General features: G+C 43.0%; 15 protein-coding genes. 7 read left to right on the plus strand and 8 right to left on the minus strand.

The genetic code is table 11. From position 1 onward, the window contains the following. Nucleotides 1–62 precede the first annotated feature (62 nt). Nucleotides 63–812, minus strand: a complete 750-nt coding sequence (gene gpmA, locus BAZ21_RS05030) for a 2,3-diphosphoglycerate-dependent phosphoglycerate mutase (protein WP_068497664.1) — start codon at nucleotides 810–812, stop codon at nucleotides 63–65. Between the two features lie 496 nt (nucleotides 813–1,308). Between gpmA and BAZ21_RS29505 the strand changes: the two genes are divergently transcribed. The 5 genes from BAZ21_RS29505 (at nucleotide 1,309) to BAZ21_RS05055 (ending at nucleotide 5,164) form a co-directional block, all read left to right on the plus strand. Then, nucleotides 1,309–1,434, plus strand: a complete 126-nt coding sequence (locus BAZ21_RS29505; RefSeq protein ID WP_256019883.1) for a hypothetical protein — start codon at nucleotides 1,309–1,311, stop codon at nucleotides 1,432–1,434. Nucleotides 1,435–2,218: 784 nt separating this feature from the next. Next, nucleotides 2,219–3,175 carry a hypothetical protein gene (locus BAZ21_RS05040; RefSeq protein WP_068497667.1) on the plus strand — a complete coding sequence of 319 codons (957 nt, stop codon included), beginning with the start codon at nucleotides 2,219–2,221 and terminating at the stop codon, nucleotides 3,173–3,175. A 182-nt stretch (nucleotides 3,176–3,357) separates the two neighbouring features. Further along, nucleotides 3,358–3,615, plus strand: a complete 258-nt coding sequence (locus tag BAZ21_RS05045; protein ID WP_068497669.1) for a hypothetical protein — start codon at nucleotides 3,358–3,360, stop codon at nucleotides 3,613–3,615. A gap of 427 nt (nucleotides 3,616–4,042) precedes the next feature. Then, complete coding sequence (locus BAZ21_RS05050) at nucleotides 4,043–4,519, plus strand: peptidoglycan-binding domain-containing protein (RefSeq protein ID WP_068497671.1); 477 nt, start codon at nucleotides 4,043–4,045, stop codon at nucleotides 4,517–4,519. A 15-nt stretch (nucleotides 4,520–4,534) separates the two neighbouring features. Further along, on the plus strand, nucleotides 4,535–5,164 hold the full coding sequence (locus tag BAZ21_RS05055; RefSeq protein WP_068497672.1) for a DUF4367 domain-containing protein: 630 nt from the start codon (nucleotides 4,535–4,537) through the stop codon (nucleotides 5,162–5,164). A gap of 384 nt (nucleotides 5,165–5,548) precedes the next feature. Here BAZ21_RS05055 and BAZ21_RS05060 read toward each other — a convergent pair whose 3' ends face one another. From BAZ21_RS05060 to BAZ21_RS05075, 3 genes are all read right to left on the minus strand, one after another. Continuing rightward, on the minus strand, nucleotides 5,549–5,833 hold the full coding sequence (locus tag BAZ21_RS05060; protein WP_068497675.1) for a hypothetical protein: 285 nt from the start codon (nucleotides 5,831–5,833) through the stop codon (nucleotides 5,549–5,551). 614 nt (nucleotides 5,834–6,447) lie between these two features. Beyond that, a complete protein-coding gene (locus BAZ21_RS05070; RefSeq protein ID WP_068497678.1) occupies nucleotides 6,448–6,690 on the minus strand; it encodes an aspartyl-phosphate phosphatase Spo0E family protein in 243 nt (80 codons plus the stop codon). Between the two features lie 213 nt (nucleotides 6,691–6,903). Next, nucleotides 6,904–8,289, minus strand: a complete 1,386-nt coding sequence (locus tag BAZ21_RS05075) for a helix-turn-helix domain-containing protein (protein ID WP_068497680.1) — start codon at nucleotides 8,287–8,289, stop codon at nucleotides 6,904–6,906. 228 nt (nucleotides 8,290–8,517) lie between these two features. Between BAZ21_RS05075 and BAZ21_RS05080 the strand changes: the two genes are divergently transcribed. Both BAZ21_RS05080 and BAZ21_RS05085 read left to right on the plus strand, forming a co-directional pair. Continuing rightward, nucleotides 8,518–8,970 carry an AbrB/MazE/SpoVT family DNA-binding domain-containing protein gene (locus BAZ21_RS05080; RefSeq protein ID WP_068497681.1) on the plus strand — a complete coding sequence of 151 codons (453 nt, stop codon included), beginning with the start codon at nucleotides 8,518–8,520 and terminating at the stop codon, nucleotides 8,968–8,970. 81 nt (nucleotides 8,971–9,051) lie between these two features. Then, nucleotides 9,052–9,945 carry a DNA-binding protein gene (locus BAZ21_RS05085; protein WP_068497683.1) on the plus strand — a complete coding sequence of 298 codons (894 nt, stop codon included), beginning with the start codon at nucleotides 9,052–9,054 and terminating at the stop codon, nucleotides 9,943–9,945. 151 nt (nucleotides 9,946–10,096) lie between these two features. On the opposite strand, the gene BAZ21_RS05090 is transcribed toward BAZ21_RS05085, so the two are convergent. From BAZ21_RS05090 to BAZ21_RS05105, 4 genes are all read right to left on the minus strand, one after another. Further along, entirely contained in the window at nucleotides 10,097–10,837 is a 741-nt protein-coding gene (locus tag BAZ21_RS05090) for a Bax inhibitor-1/YccA family protein (RefSeq protein WP_068497686.1), read from the minus strand. A gap of 173 nt (nucleotides 10,838–11,010) precedes the next feature. Next, nucleotides 11,011–11,298, minus strand: coding sequence for a hypothetical protein (locus tag BAZ21_RS05095; protein ID WP_068497688.1), 288 nt, complete (start codon nucleotides 11,296–11,298; stop codon nucleotides 11,011–11,013). A 238-nt stretch (nucleotides 11,299–11,536) separates the two neighbouring features. Further along, complete coding sequence (locus tag BAZ21_RS05100; RefSeq protein WP_068497689.1) at nucleotides 11,537–13,831, minus strand: glycoside hydrolase family 2 protein; 2,295 nt, start codon at nucleotides 13,829–13,831, stop codon at nucleotides 11,537–11,539. A gap of 198 nt (nucleotides 13,832–14,029) precedes the next feature. Then, nucleotides 14,030–15,094, minus strand: a complete 1,065-nt coding sequence (locus BAZ21_RS05105) for a LacI family DNA-binding transcriptional regulator (RefSeq protein WP_068497691.1) — start codon at nucleotides 15,092–15,094, stop codon at nucleotides 14,030–14,032.

A 15,094-nucleotide genomic window follows, 5' to 3' on the forward strand; every position in this document is an offset into this window, starting at 1 on the left:
TTTATTCAACACAAAGAGGACAGGATGCGAGGAAGCGCCCTGTCCTCTTTGGTATCTTCCATTTACTCTATCACCTTGCTTTGATTGGCTACAGCCTGCTTTTTCGCCTCCACATGACTCGGATCACCCAAATAGAAGCGTCGGATAGGATCTATATGATCGTCCAGCTCATACACCAGCGGAATGCCTGTCGGAATATTTAAATCCAGCAATGCGGTTTCGTCCAGATTCTCCATATACTTGATCAATGCGCGTAACGTATTGCCATGTGCGGAAATGATAACTCGATCCTTTTTAAGGATCAACGGCACAATCCGCTGCTTCCAAAACTCCCCGACCCGGTGCACCGTATCCTCCAGACTTTCCCCCAGCGGCAGCTCCTCCGGCTTAATGTGGCGGTAACACTCTTCCCTGCGTGGACTCCGTTCATCCTTCTCATCCAGCATGGGAGGTCGCACTGTCAGGCTTCGCCGCCAGATATGAACCTGTTCCTCGCCATATTCTACAGCAGAATCCAGCTTGCTAAGCCCTTGCAGCGCACCGTAATGGCGTTCATTCAGCTTCCATGACTTCTGCACGGGTATCCACAAATGATCCAGCTCATCCAGGATGTGATACAGCGTGCGTATAGAACGCTTTAGCACAGAGGCAAATGCCAAATCAAACGTATACCCGGCCTCCTTGAGAATACGCCCCGCCTCGATGGCCTCATGCGTTCCCTGTTCAGTCAGGTCCACGTCCGTCCAGCCTGTGAACAGGTTTTGTCGGTTATACACACTTTCTCCATGCCTCACCAACACCACTTGATACATACACCCACTCCTCTCCTGTTTGTCATGATGTTTATGTTTACCCAACTTCTATGTATTTAACGTAAAATGCAATTTTTAAACCATCTCTTCTTTGGTATCAAAAAAGGACGGCATTCAGCCGTTCAACCTGTTTTCTTGATTATACAAAAAAGTACCCTAAGGGTAGACTTTTTTGTAAGTGCCTACTCTATAGGGTACAGTTTAAAGGGCTAGATGGTTTTTTGCTTATATGAGCAAGTTCATTTCAATCAACGCTCTCATATAGAGAACGACATATGTATTTACGAGACATGTTTCAGCGCATCTCAGAATGGCGATCTGGCTGATGTTCCAGGCATTTGGCGAGGTTGTAGAGGAAGGAATACTATATTTCAGAAAATGCTAGTCTTTCGTTAGATGGCTTGCCTGTTAAAGTGAAGAGATTTTATACGACTTGTTAAGGGGTCAGATTGTTAGCTGCGAATGTCTAATAGAACAGAAGGGATTAGGTATTAAAATGACTATAGATTATCGAAAATTATTGATGGAATACGGCTATCCAGCAGACTTGGTAAACGGATGGAGTCTGGAAGAATGTCAGGCCGAATGGGACGAGTTCTGCGCGATATGCATCCCGGAGTAATACAAACAACCCCCCGCATTCCTTGGCCGGGCTCGCGGGGGTCAATCGACCTAAACCTCACCAAATTATACCACGGGTGAGGGAATAGCGATAATGGGGACTTTTTCAGTAGCTTCCTTCAGGCCAAAGATCGTCTGCTTGATATGGCCATGAGCAAGCTATCCAGTATGCAACGGGAGGTTATTCCGCGGAGTTACCTGGGCGATGAGGGCGAGTTTGACTATATCAGTTGCGGGGAAATGTGCATTAGTGAAAGCACATTTCGTAGATTAAAAGGTGAAGCTATCAACATACTGGGGACTGCATCGAATCTTAACGTTATAACAGAAAAATATATAGATATCCAAATTGTATAAAAAGCAAAAGTCGAAGATCGGTTTTCTTCGACTTTTGTTGCTTTAATCTTCTACAAAACGGATATATGGACGTTGGAAATATCTTTGGTCAGACACGAAAAAATATTCTTTTCCTACCACAAGTGGAGGGATAACGGACTTTGAAGATATATATAATTTTTTAATCTCACCTCCGTTAGCGGGATCACTCTGTATTACTAAGTAATCATCATGGATTTCAACTAGTTTAGCCATTTCACTTGGATGAGATCCTGAATAATAATAAATCCAGCCAAATACTAGCAAAATAAATGCAATTCTTAAAGTAATTTTAATTATTTTATTTTTTTGACCAAAAATATCATCACCTCCAATAATTTACCATTATACTATATATATGATAATGTCGGAAATAGATTTACTAAATTATTCCATTATGGAGGTAAAAAATGAAAAAGAAGACAGGTTTACTCTCGCTTGTGGTAGTTGGACTCCTTGCATTTTCTCAAGGGTCAGTTAGCGCGGCTAGTGCGGCAGAAATTGAGGTAACGGACTATACTCCACTGAAAATTGACAACAATCTAACGGTTAAAAAATTTTCTGATGGTCGTATTGAGCCGATTGAGAATGCAAAATCTTTGACGGAGAAACAACAATACGAGATATTAAGCGAAATGGGTTATACCGAAAAAGAAATTGAAAAACTCTCTGAGGCAGAGAAAGTTTATCTCATTACTGAGGGTGGAGTGAAAGTTAATTTAAACCAAAGTGAAATGGTTCACAAATATTTTGATCTTAGTGGTAAGGAACATATAATCACACCAGAAAATGAAGCTGAAATTAACAAAATCAGAGAAGCTGATTTTAAAAAAATAAAAGGTGATAAGTTTAGCACATCTGCAATGGGATCTGTTAACGACGGTACTTTTTCAGGCACTTCTTCAATTCAATATTTGGGGAAAACAGCAAACGGTAATGAGTTCAAGTATTCATACAGAACACAATTTAGCTGGAGCAACATCCCTTGGTTTACCCTAACAGATAGGGTCGCGCATGCCTTCCAATCTCATACTACTGCCCTTGGGTCAAAAGCTGATTTCTTTTATCGTTCAGCAAATGGAAACTGGCATGATGGTGAATTTAGTAATATTGACCAATCACAAACTTTGGGGACTATTGGGTCGGTCCGCTTAATACCCATCAAAGAGCAATATGGAACTTTATATACTGAAGTAAGAATACCAAAAGCGCATGGTGGTTATACAGGTAGCTTCGCCAATGCTTATGCTCATTCATTCACTGAAGTACCATTCGCTATATCTTTAGGTTCAGTGAGTATTACTGGGAGTGGATTAGGCGATTTTTGGAGTTGGAGAAGCAATTTCACAATTGGTCAATTTGACTAGTAATATTTTTGACGGAAAAATGATCGCTTTATGGCCCGCCATTGGACTTTTGATGAGATAAATTTATACCATGGAAAATCGAATAAGGAATACACCACAGCCTTCGAGCTTCGGTGAATCAGGTCGGCCAATGTGCCGGCCTTTTCAATTTTTCAACAAGCTAATATTAGGAGGACATAATCATGTCTGCACAACCACGTTTTGCATTTTTTAGTAAGGACCGCATTTTGCATCTGCACGATGAAGAGCATGCCAAACAGCATGGAAAGTATGTACAAATGAGTCTGACGGACGACGAAAGCGGCTATCTGGTAATTGAGGGACAAGGTGTTATTTACTATACCGACGAGGACAAAGCTTACGTCAAAGGCAACAAGTCGGACGGCAAGCTCATTGCTACGCCAACAGTGCTCAAGCAGCTTGCAGCAGAGCTTCTGTAATTCGGCAGAATCCAGTTTCCTTCCCCGGAGATCATTCCGGGGCTTTACGGCACGCGCAGGCAGCAAGGCACCAGTTAACCAGCGGAAACATTAACAGCCTGGTCGGACCCCTTGCGCGGTTCAATTCCGCAGCGTGCCCCTAATAAATTGGTAGGGTTGTCCATAGTTTTGTTGAAAAATTACAATAAAAAAACTTATAATGTAAGAGGATACAAACAAATGTAAAAAATAGCTAACTAATTTATAATAGCTGTTTTTTGAACATGCTTTATTAGTCATAAGAACATACCAGTAGTCTTACATAACCATCCTGATTAATAAAGTCCACTCTTGTCTTGGAAAGAAGGGGATCACTCTATTTAATCAGAACAAGGAAGCTAATGAGCAGGGCTAAAAATCGTAGAATTATAAAATGGAGGGAACTGCGTTGAAAAGAAACCTGAAATCTGTAATGTCTCTAGCTGTTGCATCTATGGCGTTAGTAGGTAGTCTCGGGCTTGCAAGCATAGCAAGTGCCGCCAGTGATTTTAGTGGTTTCCCTACTTTGCGCCAAGGCGACAGTGGGGGATATGTGAGAGCGCTGCAAGCAAATTTATGGGCCTATGGACAACAGGGAGCCGTAGGAACGATTGATGGAAGTTTTGGTAGCGGTGTGAAATCGGGGCTCCAAAATTTTCAAAGAGCTAAAGGACTAACGGTAGATGGAATAGCTGGTTCTGGGACTTGGAATAGAATGAACTATAATGTCTCTGTTGAAGTTCCAGGAAGATCTTTCTATTTATCTACTCCTGACAGTTCGACTTATTACGTGTTTTATGGGACAAGAGATAGTGGTAGTGGTATGAGATATTCTGTTTTGTACAAATCCAATAATAGGACCGTTACTGAAGGTACTGTATATTAATAGGAGGGGTTTAATTTGAAAAAACAATTAGTTGCTGTAGCATTAGGTGGCGCACTCGTAATAGGTAGTGGTGCATTTGTATATAATTCATATGCTGCCGAATCGGAAGCTCCATCGCAGGTTCCGGTTGAGACGAAAGCAGAAGCGATTGATGCTTCAACAGTACAAGCGCCGACTGAAACACCAGCAGAGACAGTAGTTGAAAGCTCTGGTGATATCGAAGGACTCATAAACATATCTGATGTACCAGCAGAAAATATCCATATTCCCAATCTAGCGCAGGGAGCCTCGCTTAAAGCGACAGCGGCTGAAAAACACAACTTGAAACCATTAAACACAACAGCTTTAAAAGGCGAGAATGGACTGATCATTAGACAGTCATATCGCGGAACTGATGGTACTGAAATTATGGTCATTCAAACCGAATCCCAAATGGATGAACAGGCTACTATTGATAGTTTGAAAGACTCATATAAAGGGGAAAAGGTTGAGTCGACTAAAATCAACGACCATACTGCTGTTTATGTTGACGGGGAAGAAAGAAAGGTTGTTCATCTGATTACTAAAGATCACTTTTATACTGTTTCTTCTTTCAATTCCACTCTTGACGAATTGATGGAAATTGCAAAAAAAATTCAAGAATAACAAGATAGTCAAGTTAAAAACAAAAACACAAGCGCATTTACTTGTGTTTTTGTTTTTTCCCTGAAGCTTAATTTATTTATTAGGGAGGGAACGCCTTGTTCCACGATCAGGAGACAGGAAAAAAGAAGGTAGCCAAAGAGGGATGCTGTATACATTGTGACAACCCATCAACACATGTTTCGTTGGGGATTCGATTCTGTGCTATTTCAATCCACGCACTCATATAGAGAACGACTTTTCTTACATATAACACCATCTTCTAAAACTATAATCAAGCATGTACCTTATGAAGAAACTCTTTGGAACACGAACAATAGAGCCGTGGAAAAATGTCCGGCGCGAGTAACGCTAAAAAAAGACGCTCCCGGTTTCCCAGGAACGTCTTTAATAATCTTCAACCCATAAAGATACATATATAAATAAGACGTAAGCTAAAAGAAAGAATGCAATCACACTAAGGAGGATAATCCATATAAGACGGGTTTTAAATGGGGACAGGATTTTTTCCCATGGTCTTAGGATTTTCTGACGGGTAGGCAGCAACTCATATTCTAATTTTTTCAAAACGACTTCCGCTTTTTTTTCATCTTTAATTAAAAGTTCACTCCATAATTGTTCATATTGCTCTCGAATTACTTCTTTATTAGAACTATCTTTTAGCAAAACCATTTGTGACCTCCATAGATCATAAAGTAGCAAGAAGACCTAAAGAACTAGTCTTCAGATCCCCCTTGCATCCTAATTTTAATTTCCGTATACATGTCCTCTTATCTTCACGGAATTACCAAGTTCCTCATTTGTAGCTTTTAAGTACACACCAGAATATTGCCGACCTGTGTAAATAGTATTATAAAAAGCCGCTCCATTCCAATAATTGAAACCAGTTTGGAATACCTGCACGTAAGCATCATCACTAAAAATACCTTTTTTCACAATACTATACCGCACAGCACACTTTGACGTGCTTCCAGGAATTCGCTGCTCCTTCGTATTCCTCCACATATCGATAAAAGCCCAAAACGACCGATGTACTGGTCGCCTGTCCCGCCTCTCAAATTTTGAAAGGCAGAAGCGGACAACGGACTCAGAAGTCAGTTAAATGAATAAAAATCCCGTTACCGTCCCAACGCATGTCCGACTCACCATGAACCATCGTTCTAGGCGTAGCAGCTTGGCTATTACTATAAATGTAAATTACGCACCAACTTATTTACATTTTATTACATGGGCATGTATTTTTATTTTTATCTCAGATAATCCATTTTATTGAATAATTATGAGCGTTATGTGGGATTGGGAAGGGGAATATTTTTGCATAAGGAAGGAGTGGCTTCTGAGGTTTCTGACTGAACAAAGTGATGTTTATTCTGATACATACGATTGTACTGATTAATTAGTTCGTTCAAAAACATAGCCTGCTCAAGTACGCAAGCATGTCCAAAACCATACTGTTTATAAAGATCATGCAATCGTTGTCTGGCACTTTCGATCTGTTGATTTAACGTTAAATTTTCATCATTGTTCATGTTCATTACCCCCTGATAAATCTCATTTTATGAGGTAATGAACAAATGCATTATGATCTTTTTTAGTCAAAACAACAAAATAAATAAAAAAAGCCAGCATAAGGGCTGGCCAAGGTAATAATTATTATGGATTAAAATGTTCCAATATGGTCTTGCGTCTGGAATGTTCCAACGGTTGGATTGTGAACTGGTACTACGAATACCAGTAAGAAACTAGCTGTTATTAAGGTTAAAGCTATCTTTTTTATCATTACTTTTCCACACCTCCCTATAAATGGATTGGAACTGAGTCTGTACTTCGGGAGCCGCATGTGTTTTAAAATCGAAAAATAGCCCAACACAATTGGCAATAAGTAGTACATGATTTATTGTAACAGATTTTTCCAAAGCTTTTATTAAACATTTGAAACCGTATGGATATCTACCTTTGTTCAAGCTGTATTTAGCCAGTTTGTACCAAAATCGTGCTTGCTGTTGCAGTAAAAACGGCTCAACAGGAGATGGTTCCTTATACGACGCAATTTTAGGTTCAAAGCGATGGAGGATGTGATCCACATCAATATTGTATTTATTGGCTGCTTCAACGATATTCAAAAGTTCATTAAAAATGTGTTGTTCGCCGGATATATATTCTACGTAGTCCGACAGAACACTAATATCTCCAGACATAAGCCCGTTTACGTAAGTATTAATTTTAGCCCATTGCTGGAATTGGTTTTTCCAATAAAGTGATTCATCATCATTCTCTTTTACCCAGCTTAGATCGGCATAACCTTGAATATGTTCTAATGCCTGTTTATGACTTCCTTTCGCATCACAAGCATGTGCGCACATCAACTCAGCGTAGGCTATGTATGCAAACAGTGGTCCAGAACGCAGTTTATTTTTCAGTTCTGTTTCTTTTTTGGAATTATGAACTAAGTCATATTGAACCTGTCCTAACTTATACATCTGACATGAAAATTTATAGACCTTATCCCACATACTTAATGATCTATACACGTTGGCCAAGTCCTTAAAGGCATCCAGTTGGTCAACTTCATCCAAACGGTCGACAAAAGGTTCAAATTTAGCAGCTGCTTGAAGATTTTGAGCCTGATCTTTCCCGATCCGGATGCTGAACAACCGATACTGGCACAAAGCAAGCCGTTCTGAATGCTGCTTTCTTTCACTCACAGCCACGTTTTCATAAAGGTAAGCTGCTGTGTCCCGATACCCTTTGTGGAACAAATCCTCAGCCAGTTCAAAGAGTGAATGAGTGTAGATCGGACTATCTAGAAACATGCTTACAGCACGCTGTAAGCAATCCAGTCGCCCTAACTCAACACAACGATATACGAAAGGTTTTACTCTCCGCCAGTTAAGTGGAGATTCTTCAACACATTCTTCAACGAATCGCTCATAAAAATAGTCCGGTGGTAAATTCATGCCCATCGTAATGCGATCCAGTTGATTAACAGATAAAGAACGATTACCTGTGATGATGCTGCTAACAGTGCCTACATTTAAACTCGTGATATTGCCAAACTGGGTCATACTTAAGCTTTTCTGTTTCAGATATCTTTCAATTTCTGCCCGAATCGTAGGTGTTATTTCCATGAATAAATCACCCTTTCAGCGTGAACTTTGGAAGTCTGCAAATTTAAGCAAAAAGAAGAATTGGAAAACTTATAATATAATGAAATATTTGTATGTTTTCAATATACCATCTATTGGTACAACAATAAATACCTCTTTTTGGAGAACATTGGATTTTACACGCAAAAATCATAGGTAACCGTTCAGAGAATGAAGTGGGTTTCTATCATCTGATAAGGAGGATCTCAATTGAAGAGGACAGGTATGACACGTCGCTTAGATACGTTAGGCCGGATTGTTATTCCCATGGAAATCCGAAACACAGTAGGGATTGAGATTGGCGAGCCTTTAGAATTTTATATGGACATTGAACAAGGTTTTATGGGCATTGGAAAGTATAGTAGCGGGGTTTCCTGTAATTTGTGCAAATCATTTCAGGATCTAACCTATTTCAAAGGTTTACTTCTATGTAAGCAATGTATCCTCGACCTGAAGGGAAATGTAGGTATTAGTCCCATTCCTGCCCCTGTTGTTAAGGAGCCTACGTACAAAGAAAAAAAAGTAAAACGGCGGTCATCACAAGAACTGATTGAAAGCCTAAAAAGACTCATGCGGGAACATCCTACAGCCAAGCAGAATGAATATGCAAAATGGCTTGGCGTGTCACAAGGCCGTATTTCTCAGCTTAAAAAGCTATTATAGCGTGCGGTAACGTTTTCTTCATGATTTTACCTATAAAGGCTCCGTTATAGTGAAATGAATCTATCTTATGGAGGGTTAGTGATGGAGAATCGTTTTAAAACAGAGGAAGAAATTTATTTGTTGTCTGAACACGTGCATCCCTTGGATAAGGGTTTTGAATTGTTTCGGCTAAATTATAGACAAAATGATTGGGCAGAAGCGGATCGCGTCGCTGAACACATTTTAAGTATGGCTGAACGCAGTTATAACAGTAGACAAAAATGGGGTGACGTTGTTCCTCTAAATCAGATGCTAAAGCACCCACTTATCTTTTATTTTGGATACGGATACCTGGCTAAATCCATCGTTTTCCAGAAGCAAGGTCTTTTTGATCGAGCAAGAGAATATATAGCTAAATATGCTGACTTAGGATGGTACGAACATGCTACGGACGAAGATATACAAGAAATAGAACGTTTTAAAGGATTGGCAGTGGCCAATGGATACGCTGTAGACTTATTATCAGGGAATAAAGAAATATTGAAGGAGTACAATGAGTTTTTACAAGAAAACGACGAGGAAACATTGCCCGGATTAATCACAATTTTTGAGGCAGCAAACATAAATGAATGGAATATAGACGAGTACTATTATTATATCCCCGATCAGCTAGAGACTTTTTCCAGCTTTGAAGACCTTGGAAATCGTGTGTATTATGTGAAATTACTTAATCAACTAGCTATCTATAACATAAATCAGCAGCGGTATGGTGTCGCCATAAATGATATTCTGAATTATTTGCAAACAGCAGTTACAATGGATCTATACAGGGAATTCATTACAACTATTGCCATGTTCGAAACCGTTCGTCCGTTTGCAACAACGGAACAGCTGACAAAGTATCAAAATATCTTACAGGGAGTGCATTCACATGAGAAAAATATTAGTAGTTACATTTATGCTGATGATATTTGCTCCTTTCAACCACGGTGTTAACGGGTAACAGCAAAGGCCAATTGCATCAGCAGGTGGCCCTCAGGCTGTCGAGACTTTCTCGAACAGCCTGAGGGCGGATTCAGCCGTCCTCTTCTCCTTATCCTGCACCTATCTGCACATTAAAGTGAAACTATTCATGAATTGCAGACACTTAGTCCTCCTTGCTGAACTTGGACAACAGCTCCAGAATCCGCACATACAGCCATACCAGGGTCAAGAGCAATCCAAAAGCGCCGTACCATTCCATGTATTTGGGTGCCCCTTGCTCGGTCTGCTCCTCAATAAAATTAAAATCCACCAGCAGATTCAAAGCCGCAATGATCACAACAAATAAACTGATGCCGATGCCAAGCCAGCCTGTCTCATGGATATACGGAACATTCATACCGAAAATGTTCAAGATGAAGTCTACCAGCGTGACCAGAGCAATGGCCAGCGTACACAAAACAACGAATGAGATAAAGCCCTGTGTCACCTTGATGATTCGCTGTGTGTACATAAAGAGCATCAGTAACAAGATACCTACGGTCAGCAGAATGGCATTGGCCACAATGCCGGGGTATTCATACTCCATATAAGCTGAAATACCGCCTAAAGCAAAGCCACTGAAAATCGCATAGATTGGCGAAAGAAGTGGAGCTGTTTTTGGAAAAAAGAATATCGCAAGGGCCATGCCGGCCATGCCGAACAAGCCTGCGGTCATCATGGATAGTACCTCTATGATCCCCTGATCATTCATATACCAGGTTATACTGCCAGAAACGATAAGCAAAACAAGTAGAAGCAACGTTTTGTTTACCGTTCCTCCAATGGTCATACGTTGTTCGCTAACTTCTCTTTCATCTTCTCGCAAAAAAATGTCATCACGTAAAACCGGATTGCTTAAGCTCATTCAGGGTGCTCCTTTTCAAATGTGTTAGTTTCTAAGTTTGACCTGTCGATTCTCTATGTCGTATATGTATATATCGGCACAACCCCAAAAAAGTTTCAGAAAGTTTCAAATAAACAAAAAAACTCTAGCTCACTTTGCAGCAAGCCAGAGTTAGAGGATCAGGTCGTCACAGATTAAAAATCAGACGTGGCAATTTGGATCGTGCCCGTCACAGCTCCAGCTGCAGTAGCCTGGAGAGCGGCTACCAGCAGTAAAGCAACTTCTAACGTAAGACTGTTGGCTGCCGGAATCACATAAGTGATCACAGGAGCATTGACACGAGTAACGACAAGATCGACTGGATTTGCACCCGTATTATTAACAGTAATCGTAGCATTATTCCCGCCATTCAGGTTTTCAAAAAAGGATTTACCCACACCCGCAGCGAGATTGTAGATTTGCGAAGGTAAAAGGATCGCCATAGTACTCACCTCCCTTGCGTTTGATAGTGTATTCTATGCCTTCAAATCTATGAACGTAATTGTGAATTGACTCAGGAATAAGACACAATTTACGAGATTTATAGATTAACGCACCTTAAAATACACGAAAGAAGGGTTGCCCTCTCAGATTCTTGCAGAACCTGCGGACAACCCCTTTTTTTGAATCATGGAAAACCACTCACCGTTAAAAATCCGGCTGTACGTTGCCTTTGCATCCTTATTTTACGATAATGCTCAATTCCTGCGGACTAAAACGGGAAGGGGCGGAAACCTTCACACAGATATTTCCAGCCTCCCCCTTCGTACGAATCCAGAACGCAATACGCCCACCAATGAGCGCCAAGCTGGATGGGCCTATCAATTCACCCACTCCCTCGACCTCCACCGAAACGGGATCAGCATAGAACGGCAAGCCGTTGCCGTATTCGTCCAAAGCGTCCACCACAACTCTCGTCACGTCCCAATCACCCGCCTCCAGCACGGTATCGTCTGCGGACACCCGCAGCTCCGTCGGCACTGGATTACGAGAGTAGCGTCTGCGGATCACTTCTTGACCGTCCACATACCCGATGAACACCGCATCTTCCCACTTCATGCCCCAGTGGCCTGTCAGCTCGTCAATAACGACGGGAGGATGTGGAAGCGCCGGGTACTTCTCTTGGTTCGGACGATAAACTCCCTTGCGCTCGTCGCCGTAGATAAACTCCACCTCATCGCAATTGGTAAACACAACCAGCGGCACAATGCCTCCGATGTTTCGCTCACCACGGGACCAATACGTAACCGGCTCCATCACAATTTCCTGCTCGACCCGCTTCTGGCTACGGTACACATTCGCCGCAAATTTAGGCAGACGAAACATATCCATGACACCGTGGTAGCAAATTTTATCGCCAGAACCAAAGTCGGCATGTGTATTATAGTCAAAAGCACACCAGCCGATCGCTCCGGCAATGCCTTCATCGGCATAGGAGGCATTTTGCACCCGCGTATGGCGCAGCGCATGCTCCATCACCCGTTCCTCCTGATCAAAACGTTTGGTCGGATACATATGCCCGTTATACTCCGTTACCAGATAAGGGACCGGGTGATCCAGCTTTGTAACAAAAGATGGCTGGCGCAAGCCTGTCGTTTCACCATCTACGCCCTCTGTATCGTCATACGTATCGAAATTGCGAATTTCCTTCGCCAAATATTTTTTATGCCCACCGTCATGAACAAAATCGTTCATCGTATATACATCTTCCAGCATCTCGCTGCCTACAATATAACGCACACCGCCCGTAGCGCGGGTCGGATCAAGCCTGCGTGCAAGCTCATTGGTACGGGCGTACAGATCATGGTCATCCTGCGATTCATTAATCCGTACACCCCAGATCACGATGGATGGATGATTGCGATCACGGATAATCATGTCCTCTACGTCCTTTACTGCCTGTTCCTTCCACGCTTCACCGCCGATATGCTGCCAACCCGGAATTTCCTCAAAAACGAGCAATCCAATCTCATCACAACGATCCAGAAAATGACGCGACTGCGGATAATGCGACGTCCGCACCATGTTCAGGCCCAGTTCTTCTTTGAGTATATCAGCATCACGTCGCTGCGCTCTTTTGGGCATCGCATAGCCGACATACGGGTAAGACTGATGGCGGTTCAAGCCAAGCAGCTTGAGCTTACGCCCGTTCAGGTAAAATCCATCCGGCTGGAATTCGGCTTCGCGAAACCCGAAGCGCACGCTCAGCTGATCCAGTTCTTCCCCGTTACGCAGCAGCGTCAGCTCTGCTTCATACAGCTTGGGATTGTCCAGCTCCCACAGCTGTAGACCGTTCAGCTCTTTCAGCTCAAGTGCCATATCGCCCGCAGTCACTGCTGTCGGTCCGGTCTCTGCCTTCAAGCTGTCTCCATCCAGCAGCCGTAAGGCGACCGCCAAATCGCCCTGCTGAGCATCCATTCCCTCCAGCTCGACGGTCACGTGTACCGCTTTGCTTGCCGCCAACGGCTCCGGTGTCTGGACGAATACCGTTCCGAAATGTACAGGCTCGACGATTCGGAGCTGCACCTCCCGGTAAATCCCGCCATAGGTCAGATAGTCGATGACTGCCCCAAAGGGTGGAATGTCGTCCCGTTCCGTAGAATCGACGACAACCGTAAGCATATTAGAACCGCCATATTCAGCAAGCTCGGTCAATTCAATGCTGAATGGTGTATAGCCGCCTTTATGCTCACCCGCTTTTACTCCGTTCAAATATACCTGTGCATAGGACATAACCCCTTCAAAATCGACATACACCCGCTTACCCTTGGCATCTGCCGGAACATCCAGTTTCCTTTTATATGTGGAAACAAACTGAAACGCCTTGTCGTCAAAATAGTTATACGGCAGCTCTACATTGGTATGCGGCAGCAAAATGGACTCATATCGACTCGCATCAATACCTGTACTTACTTCACTTTCGACATATTCAGGACGGTAAAACCACTGGTCATTCAACGGCAAAATGGTACGCATGGGCAGTCACCTCAACCTTTTATTTTTCACTCTTACACCATAGTAAAATATTTAGGTAAAAATAACGAGTAAAACTTAGTAAAATAAATATATTTTTAATGTAAGCATTTACAAAAGAAATGTCAATTCCATTTTTGCATCTCCCCATAGCACAAACAGCCCCGGTATACCGGAGCTGCTCAAATCCATTTGTTGATTCTACTTTGAATGAGTATACAGCGGTGCGCTGCTGTTGCGAATCATCAGCTCCGTCGGAATGGTGACCTTGCGTCCCACCTCGTTTGGACCGTTACGCACCGTATGCAGCAAAAGCTGAACGCCCGTCTCTCCCATCAGCTCGGTATACGTTTTGACCGTTGTCAGCGATGGCGTCAAATATTCGGCTGTCGGAATATCATTGAAGCCAACGATTGAAATACGTTCCGGGACAGCAATGCGATGCTGTTCCAGCGCCTTCATTACACCAATAGCCACTGAATCGCTCGCAATGAAGAAGGCCGTAGGCAAATGTTCCAGGCCTGCCAGGATCGCCGCTTCCATCGCGCGAAAGCCGTCTGCCGCCGTTCCGCCGCACTCATGAACATCATCCGCTGTACATAATCCATGCTGCTCCTTGTACTGCAAAAAGGTCTCAAAGCGGGCATCCAGCTCTGCCCGTTCAGAATCATGAGCTTGCTCATCCTGCCCCATGCCCACATACCCGATATGGCGATGACCCGCGTCCATCAAATAATCGAGCGCATCCGCCGCAGCGTGTGCGAGATCAATGACCACATAGTCTGCGCCCATGCGCTCCACCGGGTGATCCAGAAAGACACAAGGAACGGGCAGCTCCAGCATGTGCTCTACCTCTTGGCTGCTAAAATGCCCCAGCACGATTAGCCCGTGCAGCCCTGCAGACAATGTCTTCAGGGCCGCCAAATCTTCCCGTCTGAAAATGCGCTCCAGCTGCGCCCCGCTTTGGCGGCACTCTTTTTCCACGCCAAACCGGATGGACAGATAATAAGGGTCCTCCAATTCCTCATATGCACTCAACCAGTGCACCATCCCCAGTCGGATCGGCCCCTCCGCCTTTTTGCGGGGCTGGCGGCCGATACCGCCATTTTTACGTTTAACAGTTGTATATTTCATCCGTTCGGCAACCTCAAAAATTTTACGTCGCGTTTCCTCTGACACAGACAGAGTTTCATCATAATTCAGTACTCGGGAGACCGTGGATATAGAAACCTCCGCCTCCTGAGCGATATCTTTTAACGTAGGCAT

Origin of the sequence: Paenibacillus kribbensis (assembly GCF_001705305.1) — a bacterium.
Classification (GTDB): Bacteria; Bacillota; Bacilli; order Paenibacillales; family Paenibacillaceae; genus Paenibacillus; species Paenibacillus kribbensis_B.